The sequence below is a fragment of the Streptomyces sp. NPDC002520 genome (assembly GCF_053595235.1).
In genome coordinates this window covers 45,013-65,482 of sequence record NZ_JBSFXG010000019.1, presented here as the reverse complement: position 1 = coordinate 65,482, position 20,470 = coordinate 45,013, and the positions used below count along the sequence as shown (strand labels likewise).

At 69.4% G+C, this 20,470-nt stretch carries 17 protein-coding genes; 14 read left to right on the top strand and 3 right to left on the bottom strand.

All coding sequences use genetic code 11. The features are described from left to right. Window positions 1-22 precede the first annotated feature (22 nt). The 5 genes from ACWD5D_RS25420 (at window position 23) to ACWD5D_RS25400 (ending at window position 8,611) form a co-directional block, all read left to right on the top strand. Window positions 23-2,287: a helix-turn-helix domain-containing protein gene (locus ACWD5D_RS25420; RefSeq protein WP_451375045.1), complete on the top strand. Its 2,265-nt coding sequence runs from the start codon at window positions 23-25 to the stop codon at window positions 2,285-2,287. A gap of 130 nt (window positions 2,288-2,417) precedes the next feature. Next, a complete protein-coding gene (locus ACWD5D_RS25415; RefSeq protein WP_451375044.1) occupies window positions 2,418-3,101 on the top strand; it encodes an alpha/beta fold hydrolase in 684 nt (227 codons plus the stop codon). Window positions 3,102-3,569: 468 nt separating this feature from the next. Further along, window positions 3,570-6,470: an ATP-binding protein gene (locus ACWD5D_RS25410; protein ID WP_451375043.1), complete on the top strand. Its 2,901-nt coding sequence runs from the start codon at window positions 3,570-3,572 to the stop codon at window positions 6,468-6,470. A 314-nt stretch (window positions 6,471-6,784) separates the two neighbouring features. Continuing rightward, the gene (locus ACWD5D_RS25405; protein WP_451375042.1) at window positions 6,785-7,393 is read left to right on the top strand and encodes a bifunctional DNA primase/polymerase; all 609 of its coding nucleotides are present in this window, start codon (window positions 6,785-6,787) and stop codon (window positions 7,391-7,393) included. A 528-nt stretch (window positions 7,394-7,921) separates the two neighbouring features. Beyond that, window positions 7,922-8,611, top strand: coding sequence for an alpha/beta fold hydrolase (locus ACWD5D_RS25400; RefSeq protein ID WP_451375041.1), 690 nt, complete (start codon window positions 7,922-7,924; stop codon window positions 8,609-8,611). Between the two features lie 30 nt (window positions 8,612-8,641). Here ACWD5D_RS25400 and ACWD5D_RS25395 read toward each other — a convergent pair whose 3' ends face one another. The 3 genes from ACWD5D_RS25395 to ACWD5D_RS25385 all read right to left on the bottom strand — a co-directional run bounded on the left by ACWD5D_RS25395 (window position 8,642) and on the right by ACWD5D_RS25385 (window position 12,995). After that, on the bottom strand, window positions 8,642-11,473 hold the full coding sequence (locus ACWD5D_RS25395) for an ATP-binding protein (protein ID WP_451375040.1): 2,832 nt from the start codon (window positions 11,471-11,473) through the stop codon (window positions 8,642-8,644). A gap of 442 nt (window positions 11,474-11,915) precedes the next feature. Continuing rightward, window positions 11,916-12,050: a hypothetical protein gene (locus tag ACWD5D_RS25390; RefSeq protein WP_451375039.1), complete on the bottom strand. Its 135-nt coding sequence runs from the start codon at window positions 12,048-12,050 to the stop codon at window positions 11,916-11,918. Window positions 12,051-12,104: 54 nt separating this feature from the next. Then, a complete protein-coding gene (locus tag ACWD5D_RS25385; protein WP_451375038.1) occupies window positions 12,105-12,995 on the bottom strand; it encodes a hypothetical protein in 891 nt (296 codons plus the stop codon). 486 nt (window positions 12,996-13,481) lie between these two features. Here ACWD5D_RS25385 and ACWD5D_RS25380 point away from each other — a divergent pair, with 486 nt between their 5' ends. From ACWD5D_RS25380 to ACWD5D_RS25340, 9 genes are all read left to right on the top strand, one after another. Then, entirely contained in the window at window positions 13,482-13,736 is a 255-nt protein-coding gene (locus tag ACWD5D_RS25380; protein ID WP_451375037.1) for a hypothetical protein, read from the top strand. Window positions 13,737-13,916: 180 nt separating this feature from the next. Next, entirely contained in the window at window positions 13,917-14,594 is a 678-nt protein-coding gene (locus ACWD5D_RS25375) for a helix-turn-helix transcriptional regulator (RefSeq protein ID WP_451375036.1), read from the top strand. A gap of 61 nt (window positions 14,595-14,655) precedes the next feature. Then, window positions 14,656-14,997 carry a hypothetical protein gene (locus tag ACWD5D_RS25370; RefSeq protein ID WP_451375035.1) on the top strand — a complete coding sequence of 114 codons (342 nt, stop codon included), beginning with the start codon at window positions 14,656-14,658 and terminating at the stop codon, window positions 14,995-14,997. A gap of 8 nt (window positions 14,998-15,005) precedes the next feature. Beyond that, window positions 15,006-15,494, top strand: coding sequence for a DUF3224 domain-containing protein (locus ACWD5D_RS25365; RefSeq protein WP_451375034.1), 489 nt, complete (start codon window positions 15,006-15,008; stop codon window positions 15,492-15,494). Window positions 15,495-15,680: 186 nt separating this feature from the next. Further along, entirely contained in the window at window positions 15,681-16,445 is a 765-nt protein-coding gene (locus ACWD5D_RS25360; RefSeq protein ID WP_451375033.1) for a HipA family kinase, read from the top strand. Further along, window positions 16,442-16,891: a DUF3037 domain-containing protein gene (locus tag ACWD5D_RS25355; protein WP_451375032.1), complete on the top strand. Its 450-nt coding sequence runs from the start codon at window positions 16,442-16,444 to the stop codon at window positions 16,889-16,891. Before ACWD5D_RS25360 ends, ACWD5D_RS25355 begins: the two co-directional genes overlap by 4 nt. A gap of 141 nt (window positions 16,892-17,032) precedes the next feature. Next, a complete protein-coding gene (fabG, locus tag ACWD5D_RS25350) occupies window positions 17,033-17,794 on the top strand; it encodes a 3-oxoacyl-ACP reductase FabG (RefSeq protein ID WP_451375031.1) in 762 nt (253 codons plus the stop codon). A 29-nt stretch (window positions 17,795-17,823) separates the two neighbouring features. Next, entirely contained in the window at window positions 17,824-18,585 is a 762-nt protein-coding gene (locus ACWD5D_RS25345; protein WP_451375030.1) for an SDR family oxidoreductase, read from the top strand. Between the two features lie 219 nt (window positions 18,586-18,804). Beyond that, window positions 18,805-20,382: an ABC transporter substrate-binding protein gene (locus ACWD5D_RS25340; protein ID WP_451375029.1), complete on the top strand. Its 1,578-nt coding sequence runs from the start codon at window positions 18,805-18,807 to the stop codon at window positions 20,380-20,382. The last annotated feature ends 88 nt before the right edge of the window (window positions 20,383-20,470 follow it).

Sequence of the window (20,470 nt, the reverse complement as noted above, 5' to 3'; positions counted from 1 at the left end):
AGGAGTGCTCCTCATTACTGCCGTGCCCCCCTTCGCGGAACTGCTGCGTCGTCACCGGCATGCGGCGCGCCTGACACTGGAGCAACTCGCCGAACTTTCCGGCGTCAGCGGCCGCACCCTGTCGGACATGGAGCGGGGACGCAGCAGGGGGCCTCAGCACCGCACCGTCACCGCCCTCGCAGACGCACTCGCACTGGAAGGGGCCGACCGCAAACAACTCATCGAGCTGGCACGCGACGGCCGCCTGCGGGATCACTGGCAGCGCCCGACCGGTCTGTGCGAACTCCCCCGAGACATCGGTGACTTCACGGGCCGGGCCGAGGAACTGGCTTGGACGAAGAACCTTTTCCGTGACGAGGACTCGGCGGCCGTCGCCAATGTGGGACTCATCACCGGTCCTGCCGGTCTGGGCAAGACCGCGTTCGCCATTCATGCCGGCCACACCCTGCGCCCGGACTTCCCGGACGGGGTGTTCTTCCTTGATCTGTTCGGCATGTCCTCGCGCCCCCTGCCCGTCGAACAAGCCCTGGCGCTGCTGCTGCGTGCACTGGGTGTCCCGGACGAGAAGATCCCTCCCGACATTGCCGAGTGCGCGTCGTTGTACCGATCGCTGCTGAGGGACAGGCGCGTGTTGGTCGTGCTCGACAACACCGCGTCGGAAGAGCAGATCCGTCCCCTGCTGCCGGGTGGAGGCCGGGGCAGAGCGCTGGTGACCAGTCGTCGGCTGCTGGCCGGCCTTGAGGGCGTGCGCCGCCTGAACCTGGGCCCCCTGCCCCTGCCGGACACGACCGTCCTACTGGCCGGGATCACAAGGGACCGCGACGCCTCGGACAGCGATTCGGTGCTCGCTCAGCTGGCGCAGCTGTGCGGCGGCCTGCCCCTAGCGGTGCGGATCATCGGCAACCGGCTGGTCAGCCGCCCGGCATGGAGCGCCGCCGAACTCGTCGCCCGACTGGCCGACGACGAGCGCCGGCTCGACCAGCTCAAGGCAGGGGACCTCAGGATCGCCAGCGCGTTCGGGATGTCGTACGAGCAACTCGCGCCGTCCGTACGCAAGGTCTTCCGCCGGCTTGCTCTGGTGACCGGCCATGACTTCGACGCCGCCCTCGCCGCGGTGGTCGGCGAGATCTCCATCGAGGACGCCTGGGACGTGCTCGACGAACTGATCGACCTCGGCCTGCTCCAGGACAGCGGGGCCGGCCGCTACCGCTTCCACGACCTGGTCAGGCTGTTCGCCCGTGAGCGGCTCAAGGCCGAGGACCCGGCGGCTGAGCAGGAGAAGATCGGCAGGACGATGACGTCCTGGCTGCTGCGGATGACCACCACCGCCGGGCGGTGGTTCGAACCCGCTTACGGTCACCCCGACCAGCCTGACCCCGACCAGCCTGACCGCGACCTCGCCGGCCTGTCCTCGCCGGAGGAGGCCGACCACTGGCTGCGCGTGAACGTGGACAGCTGGCTGGGTGCGTTGGCGACGGCAGCGGGCGACGGCCGCCACTCCGCCGTCCTCGACTGCGTGGAGTCGTTGGACTGGTTCTCCGACCGCTGGATGCACGCGCCGCACTGGCACGAGGTGTTCACCCTCGGTGCCGAGGCCGCCGCCGTGCTGGGTGATCCGGTACGGCAGGCCGGCCAGCTCAATTCGTTGGCCTGGGTCCATCTGCTGCCGCGCGACGACCCGGAGTCCGCACTGCGGTACACCACCGAGGCGATGGACCTCGCCACGCGCAGTGGCTCCACGGCAGAAACCGCCTCCGCCCTCCACCACGCGGGAGGCGCGCTGCGCAGACTCGGACGGCTTGACGAGGCCACCGCGTCGGAGACCCGGGCGGCGGAGATGTTCAAGGCCGACGGCGATTTCGACGCGTACTGCCATTGCCTCGGCGCCCTTGGCACCTGCCTTCGCGACGCCGGACACCACGCCGAGGCCCTGGAGCGGTACCTCGACCTGTTGGCGTTCCTGGACGACGCCGGGTCGGGGGTGACGCCGAGCGTGGCGGCGTTCGCCCGTCCCATCGCGCTGGCCCGTGCCGGCGAATGTCTCGGACTGCTCGGCCGCCGGCCCGAAGCGATCACCAAGCTCGTCGAGGCGATCGGCCTCATGGAGCAGGCCCAGTCGCACGTCCCGCAGGCCCACGCCCTGGAGACACTGGGGTCCTTGCTGGCCGACGAGGGCCGCAAGGACGAGAGCAGCCGCGCTTACGCGAGGGCGGCCGAGGTGTTCGAGGCGGTCGGTGACGCCGACGCCGGCCGCCGATGCCACGACCTGGCGTCCACCGCACCCTGACGGGTCGAGCAGCGTTCGGGGCGCAGAACTTCTGCGTGCTGTTCTGCGTGGCCTCTCCACTGCCGGGCGCGTTGACTGGAGCCAGTCCGACGGGCCTGTGGGGGCCTGTCCATCCACCCGGGGAGAGCGCATGTCGACCATCGGGAACATCGTGCTCGTGCACGGTGGCTTCGTGGACGGATCGGGCTGGCAGGGCGTCTACGACGACCTCGCCGGGGACGGCTTCCGCGTCCGGATCGTGCAGAACCCGACGCTGTCGCTCGAGGGTGACGTCGCCGCGACCCGCCAGGTGCTGGACACGCTCGACGGTCCGGCCGTCCTGGTCGGCCACTCCTACGGCGGCGTCGTCGTCAGCGAGGCCGGTACGCACCCCAATGTCGCGGCGCTGGCGTACATCGCCGCTTTCGCCCCGGACAAGGGGGAGTCGGTCGGCACACTCATCGCCGACGCGGCGCCCGGGGCGCCGGTGCCGCCCATCCTGCCTCCGCAGGACGGCTTCCTCTTCCTGGACCGCGACAAGTTCCACGACGCCTTCGCCGCCGATCTGCCCGTACAGCAGGCCGCGTTCATGGCCGACGCTCAGGTCCCCTGGGGCGTGGACGCCCTCGGCGGGGCGGTCACCGAACCGGCCTGGCAGCACAAGCCCAGCTGGTACCTCGTCGCCACCGAGGACCGCATGATCCCGCCGGCGGCCCAGAGGGCCATGGCCGAGCGCGCAGGCTCGACCGTCGTCGAGGCCATCGGCAGCCACGCCGTCTACGTCTCGCAGCCCGGCGCCGTGGCCGGCCTCATCCGCGAGGCCGCCACCGCCTGACCGCAGGAGCGGACGCGGCGCTTCGCGCCGTGAGTTCGCCCCCGGTCCCTCACGGCGCAGATGGCCTGGCAGCCCGGGGCAGTCCCTCCGGGCAGGGGTGATCACGGGGGACGGACAGGGACATCGTGCCCACGGCCACCGAGTGGCCGTCGCGCAGAACCAGTGTCGACAGCGCGGTCGCCCTGGTTGGTCATGTTCACGGCGGCACGGTCACACCCAGGCCGCGAGAACGCCCAGGTCGTTGTGTCCGCCCCCGACCGGGGCGAGCCGGTCGACCCGCCGACCCGGCCACCTGCCGCCCGGCGCACCGCTCCCGCCGATCCCAGGGCGACCGGTCCGGTATCGGCCGGGACCGGGCTCACCGACTTCTCCCGTACCGGCCACGCAAACGCGGGCCGCCGCCGACTCCCGCCCTTCGGCTGTCGCGGCGCATCTCGCATCTCCGACCGCCGCTTGCAGGTGAAAGCAATGATCAATCTTCTTCAGACGCCCTCTACCAGCGCTTCCGCGACGGCCGGCACATCCCGCGTCGTCCCCCTGGCCGAGCACGTCATCGCTCGGAGCGGGCCCCACGGCGGCACCGGCGGTCTCGTCGGGCGATCGGCGGAGCTGGCGCTGATCGACGCGCTCTTCGCCAAGGCGGCAACACGGAGTGCCGCGCTGTTCCTGACCGGTGCGGCCGGAGTGGGCAAGAGCGCGCTGCTCGATGTCGCGGCGCGACGGGCGGAGCACCGTGGATTCCGTGTGGTGCGGGCTGCCGGGGCGCAGTTCGATCAGCATGTCGGTTTCGCGGGGCTGAATCAGATCCTCCTGCCGTTGGCCGCAGAACTCGCTTCCCTGCCGGCGCGGCAGGCGCGCACCCTTCAGGTGATTCTCGGCCTTTCGGCGGGAGAACCGGAGGAACTGGCGGCTGTCGCGTACGCGGTGCGCGGTCTGCTGCTCCGGATCAGTACCGCGAGCAGCCCCCTGGCGCTGGTCATCGACGACTACGCACGGCTGGACCGGCCCAGCGCGGTGGTGCTGGACACGTTGGCCCGCCATACCGGCACCGGGCGCGTCGCGTTGCTGACCGCCTCCCGGCGGGACGAGGCCTTTCTCTCCGACACGGGGACCCAGGTACACGAAGTGCAGCCCCTCGACGCGAAGTCGGCGACGAAGCTGGTGGCGGAGCGTTTTCCGGCCATGACCTCCACCGTTCGCCGACGGCTGCTCGCGGAGGCCGGTGGCAACCCCCTCGCGTTGCTGGAGCTGCCTGTCTCGCTCAGCCTCGCGCAGCAGACGCAGCGACGTACTCTGCCGACACTCCTTCCACTCACCGAGCGCCTGAGGACGGCCTTCTCCGAGCGGGTCAGGGTCCTGCCGGACGCCACACGGAAACTGCTCCTGCTGGCGGTTCTGGACGACACGGGCGACCTGCACCTCCTGTCGCGGACCGGCGACGCACGAGGGACTCTCGCCGACCTCTCTCCTGCCGAACGTGCCGGGCTGGTGCGGGTCGACGCCCGCACCGGTCGCCTGTTCTTCCGGCACCCGCTGACCCGTTCGGCCGTCATGGAACTGTCGACCAGCGCCGAGCGCCGCTGGGCGCACCGGGCGCTCGCCGACGTACTCCCGGAAGGATCCGAGCGCCGAGCCCTGCACCTGGCCCGCGCCACCGTGGGGCCGGACGACCAGGTGGCCGCTCTGCTGCACAAGGCCGCCTACACCACCCTGCGTCGCGGCGACGCCGTCGGCGCTGTCTCCGCCCTGCTGCGCGCCTCGGAGCTCAGCAGCTCGGGTACAGCCCGGGGGAGCAGACTCGCCGAGGCTGCCTGCCTGAGCGCCAACGTCACCGGCGACCTGCGCAACGTACGCGCACTTCTCGACGACGCCGCGGCCGTCGATCCGCCCGGCGCCACGTCCCCGGCCGCCGCGGCGGCGGAAGCCGGGGAACTCCTCAACTGGGACGGTGACGTGGACGGCGCCTACCGGCTGCTGGTCGGAGCGATCACCGACCACGCCCCCGGGCGCCCGGCCGATGACATCATGCTGCGCGAGGCACTCCACACCCTGCTCATGGTGTGTTCATACAGCGGGCGGCCGGAACTGTGGCGGTCCTTCGACGCGATCCTGGCTCGATTCCGTCCGCACGTGCCCGACCCGCTGCTGCCGGTTCTGCGCGGCGCCCTCGGCGACCCGGCCCACGAGGCGCTGCCGGTACTGCCCCGCCTTGACGAGCTGATCTCCGGACTCCACCGGCAGACCGACCCCGCTCGCATCGTCCGTACGGCCGCCTGCGCCGCCTACGTCGACCGCCTGCCGGGCTGCCACAGCGCCTTGCTGCGCGTCGTCGAGGACGGCCGCGGCGGAGGAGCCGTGGCGTCGGCCATACAGGCCCTCCTCCTGCTGGCCGACGACGCCTACGCCAGGGGACGGTGGGACGATGTCGCCGAACTGACCGACGAGGCCCTGCAGTGGTGCGCTTCCCATGACTACCGGCTCCAGGCCTGGGCAGGTCGTCTGTTGCAGGGCCTGCTGGCCGCCGCACGCGGTGACGACGAAACCGCCCGGAGCATCGCGGACCGCCTCGACTCCTGGAGCAACCCCCGCGGCCTGGGCACGCTGCGCGTCTACTCGTCCCACATCAAGGCCCTGTCCGCGCTGGGACGCGCCGATTTCGAGAGCGCCTACCGGCATATGACATCCGTCAGCCCGGCGGGCCGGCCGGCGCCGCACGTCCCGCACGCCCTGTGGCTCATCTGGGACTTCACCGAGGCGGCGACCCGCACCGGTCACCACGACGAGGCAGCCGCACATCTGGCGGCCGTCCGGGACGCCGGCATCCCCTCCATCTCGCCGCGACTGGCCATGATCACGGAGGCGGCGACCGCTCTGGCCGACCCGCACGTCGTCGATCGCGATCTCTTCGACAAGGCCATCGCCACACCCGGCGCGGAGCGCTGGCCCTTCGATCTGGCCCGGATCCGCCTGGGCTACGGCGAACGACTCCGCAGAGACCAGGCGAGCGTCGCGGCACGCCCCCACCTCGAGGCCGCCCTGCGCACGTTCGAACGCCTCGGTGCCGCCCCGTGGAGCGCACGCGCGGCCGGTGAACTGCGGGCGAGCGGTCAGGTCCCGGCCCCCGCCATGTCCGCAGCGGGTGTCGAAGCGCCGCTGACTCCGCAGGAATGGCAGACCGCCCAGCTCGCTGCCACGGGGCTCACCAACAAACAGATCGCCGCCCAGCTCTTCCTGTCCCACCGCACCGTGGCCGCCCACCTGCGCGGCGCCTTCCGCAAGCTGGACATCGCCTCCCGCGGCGGGTTGCGCGACGCGCTGACAGGCCTTGACCAACTGCCCGTGGACAGCCCCGAACGTCGGGCCGGGTGAGCACTTTTAGGCCATTTGGTCGAAGCCGGTGGGGGATGGCGCTGCCTACCCTGGGGTGTCATAGAAACCTGTGAGCAGCAGCGGGAATTCATGAGCAGGGGCAAAGGCCGGCGTCATGCGGACTACTGCGCAGCACCCCGTTGAGGGAGCTGAGAGAGTCACTGGTCGGTCGCCGACGGAACGGCATGTCGTTCATCGCCGCGCGGCGCATGTGTCCGCAGGCCGGGGACGGCTGACTCGCGGCAGAGAGACGACTCCACGCGTGACACGTCGTTCCCTGTCACCCCTCGTCATCTGCCCTGGCCAGGTGGCCGATGCTCAGCCTGAGCGTCGGGCGGCCCCGCTGCCGAAACCGAGATCCGACAGAGGTGAGTGACGTGAAGAGGATGACATGGAGGGACATCGCCTGGCTGTCCGAGGCGGCTGATGATCCGTCAGCATGCTTGACCACGTGGGCGAGCGACCCCCGGACGCCATACGTGCTGCCCACCGGCCGCGTCTTCGACGTGGTGTCGGTCGACGAGCGTGTCGGCATCGAGGCGTTCGATCAACTGCTACGCCGGGGAATGCCCTTCGGGCCGATAGTGATGGACCACCGGGCGCGGAGAATGGGCTTCCTCCTGGCCTCGAAGAGCCGGCAGGAATTCGCTCGCCAACTCGCGCGAGGAGAGGGAGCGGCTCCCGCGCACCGCTACCTGAGCCACGGCTGCGTGGTCGTCGTCCCCGGCCCCCGGGCCGTGCTCGGCGACCGCTACGAGTGGCTCCGCGCACCGACCCGGCGGCCTTCGGCCGGCCCACTGCTCCCGGTCGCTCTGGCCACCACGCTCGTCGCCTCCGCCGAGGTGCTCACCTGCGCGGACCGGTTCGGCAAGAACCCTCGGCCCACACGTGCCCTCGCTCAGGCCGGGCTCCAAGGGGTGTGAGCGCATGCGGGATGGAGAGTTCCATGACCATCCCCGAACCGCCCCCCTGACGGCCGGTAACCACACCGTCGACATCGACGGCGTGCCGCGGAGGTATCACGTCCACGCACGGGTCCTGTGTCGAGCCGTGGCGGCTGGACATCGTCGGTGGATCGCCCTGCCTGTCGGGCTCACGGGCAAGCGGCCGGTGCCGGGAAGGGGACTCGGTCGTAACCGCCGAAAGGGCCGGTACGACGCCATCCAGTTGATGCCGCTGCTCGACGCGAAAGCCCGCATCCGCGGCGCTCGTGGGCGCCATCGCCACCGGCCGGGCCGGCGCTCCCGACCCGCAGGAGAAACGCGCCGACCTCCACCTCGGCCTATTTCCGCCTCGCCTACAGATCATCTGCCTGACATGCCTCCGAACCTCATTCTGAATTGCAGGTCAAGACTCAGGTCACTAGGTCATTCGGCCGAAGCCCAGAAGGACGGGACGGGCTAGCTTTTCACCTGCCTCACAGGGTTTTCACCGGCAATAGGAGCCATGACTTGAGCCCCCTGAAGAACGTCGTCCTCGTGCACGGAGGATTCGTCGACGGTTCCGGTTGGCAGGCCGTGCACCGTCTCCTCACCCGCGAAGGCTTCCGTGTCAGCATCGTGCAGAACCCGACCCACTCCCTGGAGGGCGACGTCGCGGTCACGCGGCAGGTCCTTGACGCCCAGGACGGGCCGACCGTGCTGGTGGGCCACTCCTACGGCGGCGTCGTGATCACCGAGGCCGGCCTGCACCCCAAGGTCGCCGCGCTCGCCTACATCGCTGCTTTCGCCCCCGACAAGGGCGAGTCGGTCAGCACGCTGATCGCCGACCCGGCGCCGGGCGCACCCGTTCCGCCGATTCTGCCGCCTCAGGACGGCTTCCTGTTCCTCGACCGTGACAGGTTCGCGGGCTCGTTCGCGGATGATGTGCCACTGGAGGACGCGCGGTTCATGGCGGACTCGCAGGCTCCCTGGGGCGTCGACGCTCTCAACGGGGCGGTGGGGGAGGCCGCTTGGCGTATGAAGCCGAGCTGGTATCTCGTGGCGACCCTGGACAGGATGATCCCTCCGCCGGTGCAGCGCGCGATGGCGGAGCGAGCGGGAAGCACCGTGAGCGAGGTCCCCGGTAGCCACGCCGTCTACATCTCCCGCCCCGTTGCCGTCGCGGAACTGATCAAGCGGGCCGCGGGCATCCGGGGCTGACCCGAAGTACGCGCACCTGCGTTCCTCGTGTCATACAGGGGGCATGTTTCGTGTGAGCGCGTCCCGCAGTCCCGCACGAGAGGTGACGTGCAGCTTCGGAAAGACACTGCGCAGATGCGCGGCCACGGTGCGGGGGGACAGGAAGAGCTGGGCGGCGATCTGTTTGTTGGTCAGTCCTGTGGCGGCCAGCTGCGCGATCTGCTGTTCCTGCGGAGTCAGCGGCGTACTGCCGTCCTCGGTCGAGGTCACGGTTGTGACGTGGACACCGCTCGCCCGTAGTTCGTTGGCGGCTCGTGTGGACCACGGCTGGGCCCCCAGGCGCTGGAACGTGCCGAGCGCGGCCTCCAGGTGGACGCCGGCGGTCCCTCCTGCCTTGGCCCTGCGCAGCCTCTCGCCGTAGGCCAGACAGATCCGCGCCCAGTCGAAAGGCCATCGTTCGGCGCCGGGCGTGGCGATGGCTCTCTCGAACAGCTCGTGGTCGATGACGTCCGGGGTGGCCATGGCCTCGGCGGCGTCGCTCATCATGGCCAGGCGTGGTGAGATGGACGGGATGCCGGATGCTCTGACCGCCGCGACGTGTTCGACGGCCTCGCCATGGTGACCGGTCCGAGCCGCGGATTCGGTGAAGTCCCAGAAGAGCCACAGGGAATGGGGCATGTGCGAGGGCAGCTGACCAGGTGTGCTCAGGGATCTGAGACAGCGGTACGCGCTCTCGAAGTCGGCGCTGCCGAGCGCGGACAGCGCCCGTATGTGAGAGGCGTACACATGCAGCGTGCCCAGTCCTCGGGGGTTCCCCCAGCGATCGAGACGGTCAGCGGTTTCCAGCGCGGTCCGGTTGTCACCTCGCGCGGCTGCCAGGAGGCCCCGTATGAAGTGACCCGACCATCCCAGCAGGCGGTAGTTGTGTGTCTCGCACCAGCGCAGACCCTCGTCGATGACGTCCGGAACGTCGTCCCACTGTCCGCCGGCGTAGGCGTCGTTCGCCAGCAGAAAGTGGGCCTCTATCGCCGTGGCGATGGCTCCTCCGTTGCGGCCGTCGTCGACGACACGCCGCAGGGCGCTACGGCAGTTGGGCAGGCGGTCGACATAGGCGCCCGCGATGGCGGTCCGCACGATACGCCGGGGATCGCTCTCCCGGCTGAGGCCGAGGATGAGGTCGTCCAGCACGTCCAGTACCGACGACGCCGCGTGGGCGGGATCACCGAAGGCGCCGCGAAGCACGCTCAGCAGGGGATCGGGAGAGTGCCGCTGGACGTCTGCCACCGCGCTGTCGAAGGCCTGCCACTGGTCCGGCCGGCCGCTGAAGAAGCACACCATGAGCAGCGTGTGCAGAGCTTCGCGGAGGATGTTGTCGTCCGTCCGGTTGGGTTGGGCATGACTGCGGATCGCGCCGACGAGAAGCCGGTGGGCGGTGTCCGCGTCGCCTTCGCCGTTGAGGAGCTGGCTGGCCGCCGCGGCCGCGGCGGCCAGGGAATCCGCGCCCACGGGATCGGCGGACATGGCGTTGTCCAGCAGGGAGCGTACGTTGCGGAGGTCACCGGTGATGTTGGCGCCGAGGCAGGCTGCCTCAGCCAGCATGCGCCCCTTCGTCTTCCCGGAGCTACTCAGCTCGGAAGCGCGGAGCAGGGTGGTGATGGCGCCGACGGCGTCGCCGCGACGGAGCGTCCTGTAGGCCACATCGTGCAGGAGGGCGGCCACCTGATCGTCCGGGCCGACGGCCGCGGCGGCCAGATGGCGGACCCGGCGTTCGGAACCTTCCGGGAACTCCTCGGCCAGGTCCAGGTGCATCCGTTGACGCTCCGCGCTCGTGGACAGCTCGATGACCGCGGAACGGGTGAGCGGGTGCCGGAAGACCAGGCGGCCCGTCAGGGAGTCCACCCGTACCAGGCCCGTCCGCTCGGCGGGGCCCAGCCTGGTGAGGACATCCGAGCTGTCGACGGCCCGCTCCAGTACGTGCAGATCACCGGAGCCGTCCAGAACGGCGAGCAGGAGCAGCTCCCGTGTCGCGCGCGGCAGGGCACTGACCCTTACGGAAAAGATCTTCTTGAGGCGCTCGGAGAGCGGCAGCACAGCCGGCAGCGGTCCCCGTTCCGTCTGCTGGGCCTCGTTGAGGGGGACGGGCAGTTCCAGCAGTGCCAGGGGGTTGCCGGCGGCTTCCGTGACAAGACGCCGCCGGACCCTGGCCGTCATGGCGGGGAATCGTTCCGCCACCAGTGCCATCGCGGACTCCTCGTCCAGCGGCAGAACCTCGTACGAGGGTATCCCGGTGCTGCTCAGGAAGGATTCGTCGCCGGTCCGGGATGCCGCGAGCAGGATCAGGGAGCCGGACCGGATGGTACGGGCGACGGTGCCCACAACCATGGCGCTGGGGCGGTCGAGCCAGGCTGAGTCGTCGATGACCAGCGTGATGGGGCCACGCTTCGCCGCGGTCTGGGACAGCAGGACCTGTACAGCGTTGGCGATGGCGAGCAGTTCGGCCGGCTGCTCGTCGGACAGGCCTCGCACTGCCTGGAGCGTCTCCGCCTGCCGCGCCGGCAGAGCCGGGATCTCCTCGGCCAGCGGCTGGAGCAGTTGGGTGAGGCCCGAGAAGCTGACACTCTGCTCGAACTGCGAGCCCACGATCCTGACGACGGTGAAGCCCGCGTCGGACGCCCGTTCCGCTGCGGCGTCCAGCAAGGCGCTCTTCCCTACCCCGGCCTCTCCCGTCAGCATCAGTGCGGCGCCCCCGGCGGCGGAATCGAAGAGATCGTTGATGAGAGCCCGCTCCGAGGACCGCCCGACGAGGCCCCCCGCCGAACGCGCGCGGTCTCCGTCCGCGGGGTGATTGCCGCCGTCCGAGGCTGGTGACGTTGGGAATGGCATGGAGACCTTCCATTCTGCTCGAGCCGGATGAAAGGCATGACGGAGGGGACGTTCGAAAGTTCGATCGTCGATCTGTGAGTCACATCACATTGTCAGACCTCGTGTCGATCGCCAAGACCTGCAGTCGCAAGCTTCGCTCGAGCGGTGCGTGCACCGCTTCAGACGGCTACCGGCCGCCCGGACGTCCTTGACCGCTCCTCCGCTGCGATGCACAAGGCTTCAGGCGACTGGTGCATCGTCAGGATTCCCCGGACGGCTGTTGGTTCGGGGGCCGTGGGCTCGGCCGTGTTGTCGGCCGGTCGCGCGCACGAGGTCATGGGCCGCACGGCCGGCAGCACGCGCCGTCGTGGGTTCGGCACCGGCTGGTACCTGGCCGTGTGCGGGGCCGCCGGCCTCGGTTTCCGGATGCCGGTGGAACCTGACGGGCGGTCGCGGGCGCGTATCAGACACTTTGGGGGAAGGGGATGAAGGCAAGCAGTCGAAGCCGGCCACCCGCCGGCATGCCCGCCTGGCCGAGCGGCGGGTCACCGGTGAGCACCCCATCGCCGACCTCGCCGAACTGTTCTCCGTCAGTCACGCCACAGTGTATCGAGTCCGCGAACGCGCTTGTGGAACCACCTGAAACTGCGGTTCAACCAAACCGCAGGGTCCCGCTTGCGACAGGCGACAGGTTCGTTGACGGCGCCCCTACGTCGTGCTGGGCAGCCCCGGGGGGACGGTTCCGCGGGCCCGGGATCTCGGCGAAGATCAGTCCGGCCGTCCGGGCAGCCGCCCGCGTCAGCTGTTCCACCGTAGTCCCGTCCAGCCACGCGGTGTTGCGGACGTCGGCACTGACCGGAAGCATCTCAGCGGGCTCCTGGGGGAACATCTCGCGCAGCAGCATGCGGGGCCCTCGGCCGTCGAGCACTTCGAGGACCTTGAAACGAGTGCCGGGAACAAACACCACCCTTTCCGGGGTGTACGGATCGACGGAGTCCGTACGGCGTCCGGTGAGCGACCACACGAGATACCCAGGACCACCCGCGCCCAGCGCCACCGGGGACGACGTCGCGTTCCAGAAACCCTGGTCGACGACCACGGGGTTGTCGCGGTACCACCTCACCAGGCTGTCGGCCACACCGGTGCGCACGATCGCGGGACCTCGGTAGGCGGGCAACCTGCGCAGGCCGGAGGCAACGCAGCGAGCGAGGGGCATGTGCGCACCGGGCTTTCCCTCGAGCAGTGCCGGATCCAGCCATGCCCACTCCTCCGCCAGGTAGAGGCGGACCGCTGCCAGGTCGGCGAGAGCGCCGATGTCGTCGGCGCGAGGGCCATCCCCACAGGTCCACTCCTTCCGGAGTGTCCCTTCCACCTCCGACATGGTCCGGCGGAGTCGCGTGCCGTACTGGCTCAAGAGCCGGAGCCGGTCCCGGGCTATACCGCGCCCGCCGTTGGAGACGATCCGGGCAGCGGCGCGCGGGACCGGGTGCCCTCGGACCTCGGGGTAGGTCCCGGGGCCGGACGGAACGATCAGCGAGCGCATGCCCGGTACTTTGTCGGGGGGTCTCTTCGACACGTTCATGTCGTCGCATCTCCCTGAGCGCGGAGGATGGAGGAGTCGGCAAGAGCGCTGCGGCAGTGGCTGTTTCAAGGACTGTAGGAACGCCATGCGGCCCAGGGCACACGCGAGGGGCCACGCCGGCGCGAAAGGGCATGTGATGCTTCCTGTTCGTGCTGGGCGTGCCCCTCGACAGCGATGTGTCATGCCGTCCGCTCATGTGCCCCTCCGCGCCACCCTGAGTCTCGGCCGCACAATGGGAGCTCCGGGTGAGGCTGGGCGGCCGCCCGGTTCGGAGACGTGCGTGACCTACATGTGCGGACCGCCGGCGGACACCATGGTCAGGTTGACCGCGGGCGCGCCACGGATCGCCTTACCGTCAGGTCAACTTGGGCGAAGATGACAGCCCGAACGGTCACCGTCCACCGTGCTGGCATGCCGACAATGCTTCCGGCGAGGCAATGTAGCCCCATGCAGACACGGCGTGAGAGCCCCGACCTCCGTACCGGCATGGGCGTGGGTATCAGCGTCGCGGTGGCGCTCGGCTTTCTGGTCTGCAGCTTCTTCTTCCCGGGCGGCTCTACGACCTGGCAGAACGGCAGCGCCCGCACCACCGACGGCAACGAACGCACCACCGCCCCCATTCTGGTGGTGGATGGACGGGAAGGCATCGGGCCCGGACCTGGGTGCCGACGAGTCACCTTGACGACTAAAACAGGTACCTAACATACAAAAAGAGACAAGTAGTCTGAAATCCTACTGGGTCATTTGACCGAAGATGCGTCACCGGCAGTCGCCGTACTGTGCCGATATAGCTCGAAGCCCACCAGCAGGCCCCGCCGTCCAGGCGGCGGCCCGGGGTGCGTGTCGAGGTGTACACGTCGGTTCTATCTGGGGATTGCTGAAGTGACTGTGACTGTGACTCAGACGGATGGAACGGGAACCACGCTGGCGGCTCCGATCCGGGTTGTCCTGAGGGCGAGCGACGCCTTTCTGGAACACGCGACCGGTGCCTACCTGCAGTCGCATTCTGGCGTGGACATAGTTCCCCAGCATGGACTTCCCGATGCGGACGTGTCGGTCATGCTGCTCCACTGCCTGAACGACGACTGGCTCAGGGTTCTCAGGCAGGATGCCGCGTGCGCCGGCGGCGCGCCGGTCCCGGTCGTAGTGATGGCCGACCGTGTCAACGAGCAGCAGCTCACCCTCGCAGTGGAATACGGGCTGACCAGCTTTCTCTACCGAAGCAGGTCAAGCCTTGAACAACTTCTCGAAGCGACCGTCGAGGCGAGCTCCGGACGCAGTCGTTTTCCGAATGAACTGGTGGGTCATCTGATCGCCGAACTGGGGCATCAGCAACGGCAGCAGAAGCTTGCGCAGTTGTCGAGGAAGGACGGGCTCGCGCCGCGGGAGATCGAGGTGCTCCGCATGCTGTCCGAAGGGATGAACACGCTTGAGATATCCGAGAAGATGAGCTACTCGGAGCGGACGATCAAGGGAATCATCCACGAGACCGTGAAGCAGCTGAACTGTAAGAACAGGACGCAGGCCGTGGCGCGTGCGGTCCGGACGGGCATTCTCTGAACGGCCCTTTCGAGGATGGGACACGACAGAGCCGAGGAACAGTCGAGGCGCGAAGAGGGCCATGGACGTGGACATCGAATCGCTGGTCGCCAATTGCCGGGACTACTGGCTCGGCTGGGGGTCGGCCGAGCGCGTCGACGGCCAACTGGCCTACAGTTCGAAGCGCATGGCGTGGCCGGCGTCTATGTCGTCACAACTGCCGAGAACCAACGGCACGGCACTCACGGTGGCGGCACTCGAAGCGGGACGGGAACGCGGACTGAGCGTCGGCACCCTTCAGGCCAGCCCGTCCGGCTTTCCCGTGTACGAGCGCATGGGATTCAGGACTGTCGCCGCGTACGAGCTCTTTCGGGTCTCCCCGCAACTCCTTGATCGATCCTCAGAAAGTGGTAATGCCAAGTGAATTGGAACATGACCAAAGCGGCCTGCGTGGTGGCGCTCGCACTGACGGTGTCTGTGCTCGCCGCGCCGTACAGCAGCGCGGCGGATTCGCGGATCCTGAGTCACTACTACGACCCGGGCACAGAAATCGTCCCTTCCCTGGACATGGTCTGTGCTCCGGGTGGTACGGCGATCCACGGGAGTGCCACGTTCGGGACGCAGTCGGGCGATGTCTGGCAAGGTACGACGACCTACGACTACTGCCTGTACCCGGAGGCCACGCCGGGTCGGTACCGCTACGTCGGGACGGAGACGCTGACCGGCTGGGCCGAGGCGTGCGGATCGGGGTCGTTCACCTGGATCGGACGGGGCAGCACAGCGGGTGGCGGAACCTGGGAGATCGTCCGTGGGTCGGGCACCGGCGACATGGCCGACGCGCATGGGCGCGGAACGAACACCGCGACAACCAGCCCGACGTGGGAGAACTTCGGGGACTTCCGGGGAGTGTTCGACTGCTGAGTCCCGTCGCCCTGCTGTCCCTGGGCCCGAGGGGCTGCGTACGGTTGTCCGCATGCGCGAGAGGCAGGATGCGCCGCCGTATCGCCGGTGCCTGACTGGCTTGATCGGACGGGACGTCCCACGGAGTGATTCTCCGCAGGGGCGGGCGAGCACGGTGTCCTACGCCGGTGTGGATAGCCTGGGCGAATGCTTACAGAAGTGACAGCGACCCGCTACATCACGCCACTGCGTGAGGGCGGCTCGATGCCGGGGCTCGTCGAGGCCGACGACTTCGGGACCTACGTCATGAAGTTCACCGGCGCCGGGCAGGGCCGCAAGACACTGGTCGCCGAGGTCGTCTGCGGCGAACTCGCCCGCCGGCTCGGATTCCGGATGCCCCGCCTGGTCACCGTTCGGCTGGACTCCGTCCTGGGGCTCGGCGAGCCCGAGGAGCAGGTGCAGGAGCTGCTGCGGTCCAGCGGCGGCACCAACCTCGGCATGGACTTCCTCTCCGGCGCCCTCGGCTACGACCCGCTCGCCTTCCCGGCCGATCCCGAGGATGCCGGGCGGATCGTCTGGTTCGACGCGCTGATCAACAACGTCGACCGCTCCTGGCGCAACCCCAACCTCCTCGTGCACCGCGGCGAGCTGTGGCTGATCGACCACGGCGCCACGATGATCTGGCATCACAACTGGCCTTCCGCCGAGGCCTCGGCGGGCCGTGCCTACGACGCCTCCGACCACGCCCTCGCCCGCTACGCCCCGGACGTCAAGGCCGCCGCGGCCGAACTGGCCCCCCGGATCACCGAGGACCTCCTCGCCGAGGTCACCGCCGAGATCCCGGACGTCTGGCTGGACGGCGAGCCCGGCTTCGACACCCCGGACGACCTGCGCAGGGCCTACGCGCGGCCCCTGCTCGCCCGCGCGGCCGTCATCGCCGAGCGCATCACCGGCCTGGAGGAGGGCAAGTGAGCGAGACCCACATCCACATGGCCGGTCACGTCACCGAGCGCCACATCACCCGGGCGGGCCAGGGCGGCGACCGCGACGTGTTCGAGTACGCCCTGCTGCGTGTCGTGCCCCGCGTCGAGCGCGGCGAGTGCATCAACGCGGGCGTGGTCGTCTACTGCCGCGCCCAGGCCTACGTCGGCGCCCGCACCCACCTCGACGAGGCCCGGCTGCTCGCCCTCGACCCGGAGGCCGACGTGGCCGGGGTGCGGGCCGCGCTGGGTGCGATCGAGCGGCACTGCGCGGGCGGGGAGGAGGCCGGACAGGCGGCCGACGACGACCCCGGACGCCGCTACCGCTGGGTGATCGCGCCCCGCTCGACGATCGTCCAGCCCGGCCCCGTGCACACCGGACTGACCACCGACCCGGCGGCCGAGACGGAGCGTCTTGTCGACCTCCTGGTGAGGTAATGGATCACACCACGCCGGTGTCCCGTTGACACCGAGTGCCAAGGCTTCTAGCGTCACGGGTACCGAGGTACTAAGCGGTCGCTCACCGCACCAGGGTCCTCCGGGGCCACAAGGGTTTTCTCAAGGGCGAGGAGAAGCAGCATGTCCACCACCGAACAGCGGGTCGCGATCGTCACCGGCGCGGCGCGCGGCATCGGCGCCGCCACCGCCGTACGCCTGGCCGCCGAGGGGCGTGCCGTCGCCGTGATCGACCTGGACGAGGCGGCCTGCAAGGACACCGTCGAGAAGATCACCGCGGCCGGTGGCAAGGGCATCGCGGTCGGCGCGGACGTCTCCGACGAGGCGCAGGTCGAGGCGGCCGTCGCCCGGGTCGTCGAGGAGCTGGGCGCCCCGACCATCCTGGTCAACAACGCCGGTGTGCTCCGCGACAACCTGCTGTTCAAGATGAGTGCCTCCGACTGGGACACCGTCCTGAACGTGCACCTGCGGGGCTCGTTCCTGATGACCAAGGCCGTCCAGAAGCACATGGTCGACGCGGGCTTCGGCCGGGTCGTCAACCTCTCCTCGTCCTCGGCGCTCGGCAACCGCGGCCAGGCCAACTACTCCGCCGCCAAGGCCGGTCTGCAGGGCTTCACCAAGACCCTCGCCATCGAGCTGGGCAAGTTCGGCATCACCGCCAACGCGGTCGCCCCGGGCTTCATCGCCACCGAGATGACCAAGGCCACCGCCGACCGCGTCGGCATGGGCTTCGAGGACTTCAAGAAGGCCGCCGCGGGCGCGATCCCGGTGCAGCGCGTCGGTGAGCCCGAGGACATCGCCAACGCCATCGCCTTCTTCACGGGTGAGGCGGCCGGATTCGTCTCCGGCCAGGTGCTGTACGTCGCCGGCGGACCGCTGAGCTGACGGACTCCGGGACATTGGGGAACACGGACATGACTGAACTCCCGGAGCTTTCCGGCAAGGTCGCGCTCGTCACCGGCGCGAGCCGCGGCATCGGCTACGGCATCGCCGAGGCGCTGGTCGCCCGAGGTGACCGCGTGGTCATCACCGGCCGCAACGAGGAGGCGCTCAAGGAGGCCGTCGAGCGGCTCGGCGCCGAGCGCGTCGTCGCCGTCGCCGGCAAGGCCCATGACCTCGACCACCAGACCGAGGTCGTCGAGCACGCCATGGAGGCCTTCGGCCGCGTCGACTTCCTGATCAACAACGCGGGCACCAACCCGGTCTTCGGCCCGATCGCAGACCTCGACCTGAACGTGGCCCGCAAGGTGTTCGAGACCAACGTGGTCTCGGCGCTCGGCCTCGCCCAGAAGACCTGGCACGCCTGGCAGAAGGACAACGGCGGCGCGATCGTCAACATCGCCTCGATCGCGGGCGTCGCGCCCTCGCCGTTCATCGGCGCCTACGGCATCAGCAAGGCCGCGATGATCAACCTGACCCAGCAGCTGGCGCACGAGTTCGCGCCCAGGGTGCGGGTCAACGCGATCGCCCCGGCCGTCGTGAAGACCAAGTTCGCCGAGGCCCTGTACGAGGGCCGCGAGGCGGAGGTGGTGGCGGGCTATCCGCTCGGCCGGCTCGGCGTGCCCTCCGACATCGGCGGGGCCGCGGCGTTCCTCACCTCCGCGCAGTCCGACTGGGTCACCGGCCAGACGCTCGTCGTGGACGGCGGCAAGTTCCTCAACGCCGGCGTGGAGTGACCCCTCGCCTCCGGTCGTCCTGACCGGTCGTCTCGTTCGGGCGCCGTTTCCCAGCGGAACGGCGCCCGAAACGCGTTTCGGGGTACTCACTGAGGGATGACAACGTAGTCATCGCCCCATCGATCAAGAACGCTTGTTCCAGGGGAGGTTCAGGAGCCAGAACGCTGCGGTATCGTCTGCCGACCCTTGCCTTGGTGTGGCAGATCGAGGAGCGTGCGCGTGTTCAACCGGAACCGATTCCTGCGGAGCATCGCGGCGGTCGCGTCCATATCCGTGGTGGCCGGCTGCAGTCTGCTCTCGGGCGGCGACCCGAACAGCAAGGGGCCCATCGTCGTGGGGACGACCAGCGCCCCGAGCACGCTGGACCCGGCCGCCGCCTGGGACGGTTCCTGGGAGCTGTTCCGCAACATCTACCAGACGCTGGTCGCCTACCCGAACGGCGCCACCACCCCCCAGCCCGACGCCGCCGAGAGCTGCCGTTTCACCGACTCCGGCAGCCGCACCTACAGCTGCCGCCTGCGTGACGGGATGACGTTCGCCAACGGCGACCCGCTGGACGCGAAGGCCGTCCAGCACTCCATCGACCGCATCCGCACCATCAACGCCCCCAGCGGCCCCGCCGGGCTGCTCGGCAGCCTGGACCGGGTGGAGGCGAGCGGCGACCGCGAGGTCGTCTTCCACCTCAACAAGTCGGACGCGACCTTCCCCTTCGTGCTGGCCACCCCGGCCATGTCGATCGTCGATCCCAAGTACTACCCCGCCGACTCCCTGCGCAAGGACGCCGCGGTGGACGGCTCCGGCCCCTACCGGCTGAAGTCGTACGAGGAGGGCCAGAAGGCCGTCCTGGTCCGCAACGACCACTACCAGGGCTTCGCCGACCGGCAGAACGACGCCGTGACGATCCGCTACTTCCAGGACTCCGCCGCCATGGTCAAGGCGCTGCGCGAGAAGCGGATCGACGTCACCTACCGAGGCCTGGCCGCCGACGACATCCTCGCCCTCCAGCGGAAGGGCGACACGGACCTGCAACTGGTCGACGGCGCCGGCACGGACATCAGCTACCTGGTGTTCAACCCGAAGGACCCCTGGGCCAAGCAGCCCGCCGTGCGCGAGGCCCTCGCCCAGATCGTCGACCGCGGCGCGATCGCGCACAAGGTCTACAAGGACACGGTGGACCCCCTGTACTCGATGGTCCCCAAGGGCCTGACCGGCCACGCCACGCCGTTCTTCGACCACTTCGGCGACCCGAGCGTCCCCAAGGCCCGCAAGGTCCTCGAGGACGCGGGCATCCACCAGCGCGTCCCGCTCACCCTCTGGTACACCACGGACCGCTACGGCTCCGAGACGGCCCGCATGTTCCAGGAGCTGAAGCGGCAGCTGGAGGACTCGGGACTGTTCACGATCACCCTCAAGAGCCGTCCCTGGAAGACCTACGTGATCGGCTACCAGAAGGGCGAGTACCCGGTGTTCGGCCGCGGCTGGTTCCCCGACTTCCCGGACGCCGACAACTTCATCGCGCCGTTCGTCGGTGACCGCAACGCCCTCGGCACGCCGTACCCCGCCAAGCAGATCACCTCGGTGCTGCTGCCCCGTTCGCGTGCGGAGAGCGACCGCGGCAAGGTGGTGAAGGACCTGGAGGAGGCCCAGCAGATCCTGGTGGACGACGCCCGGCTGATCCCGCTGTGGCAGGGCCGGCAGTACGTGGCGGCCAGCGACGACATCTCCGGCGGCGAGCAGGCCCTCGACCCCTCGACGATCATGATGATGTGGACGCTGCACCGCAAGACCAGCTGGTGAGCGGCCTCGCGGCACCGGTTGTCAGTGGTCGCCTGTAGGTTCTGAGACCTGGAAGTGATCCACGCCGTAGTTGATCGACATCGTGAGG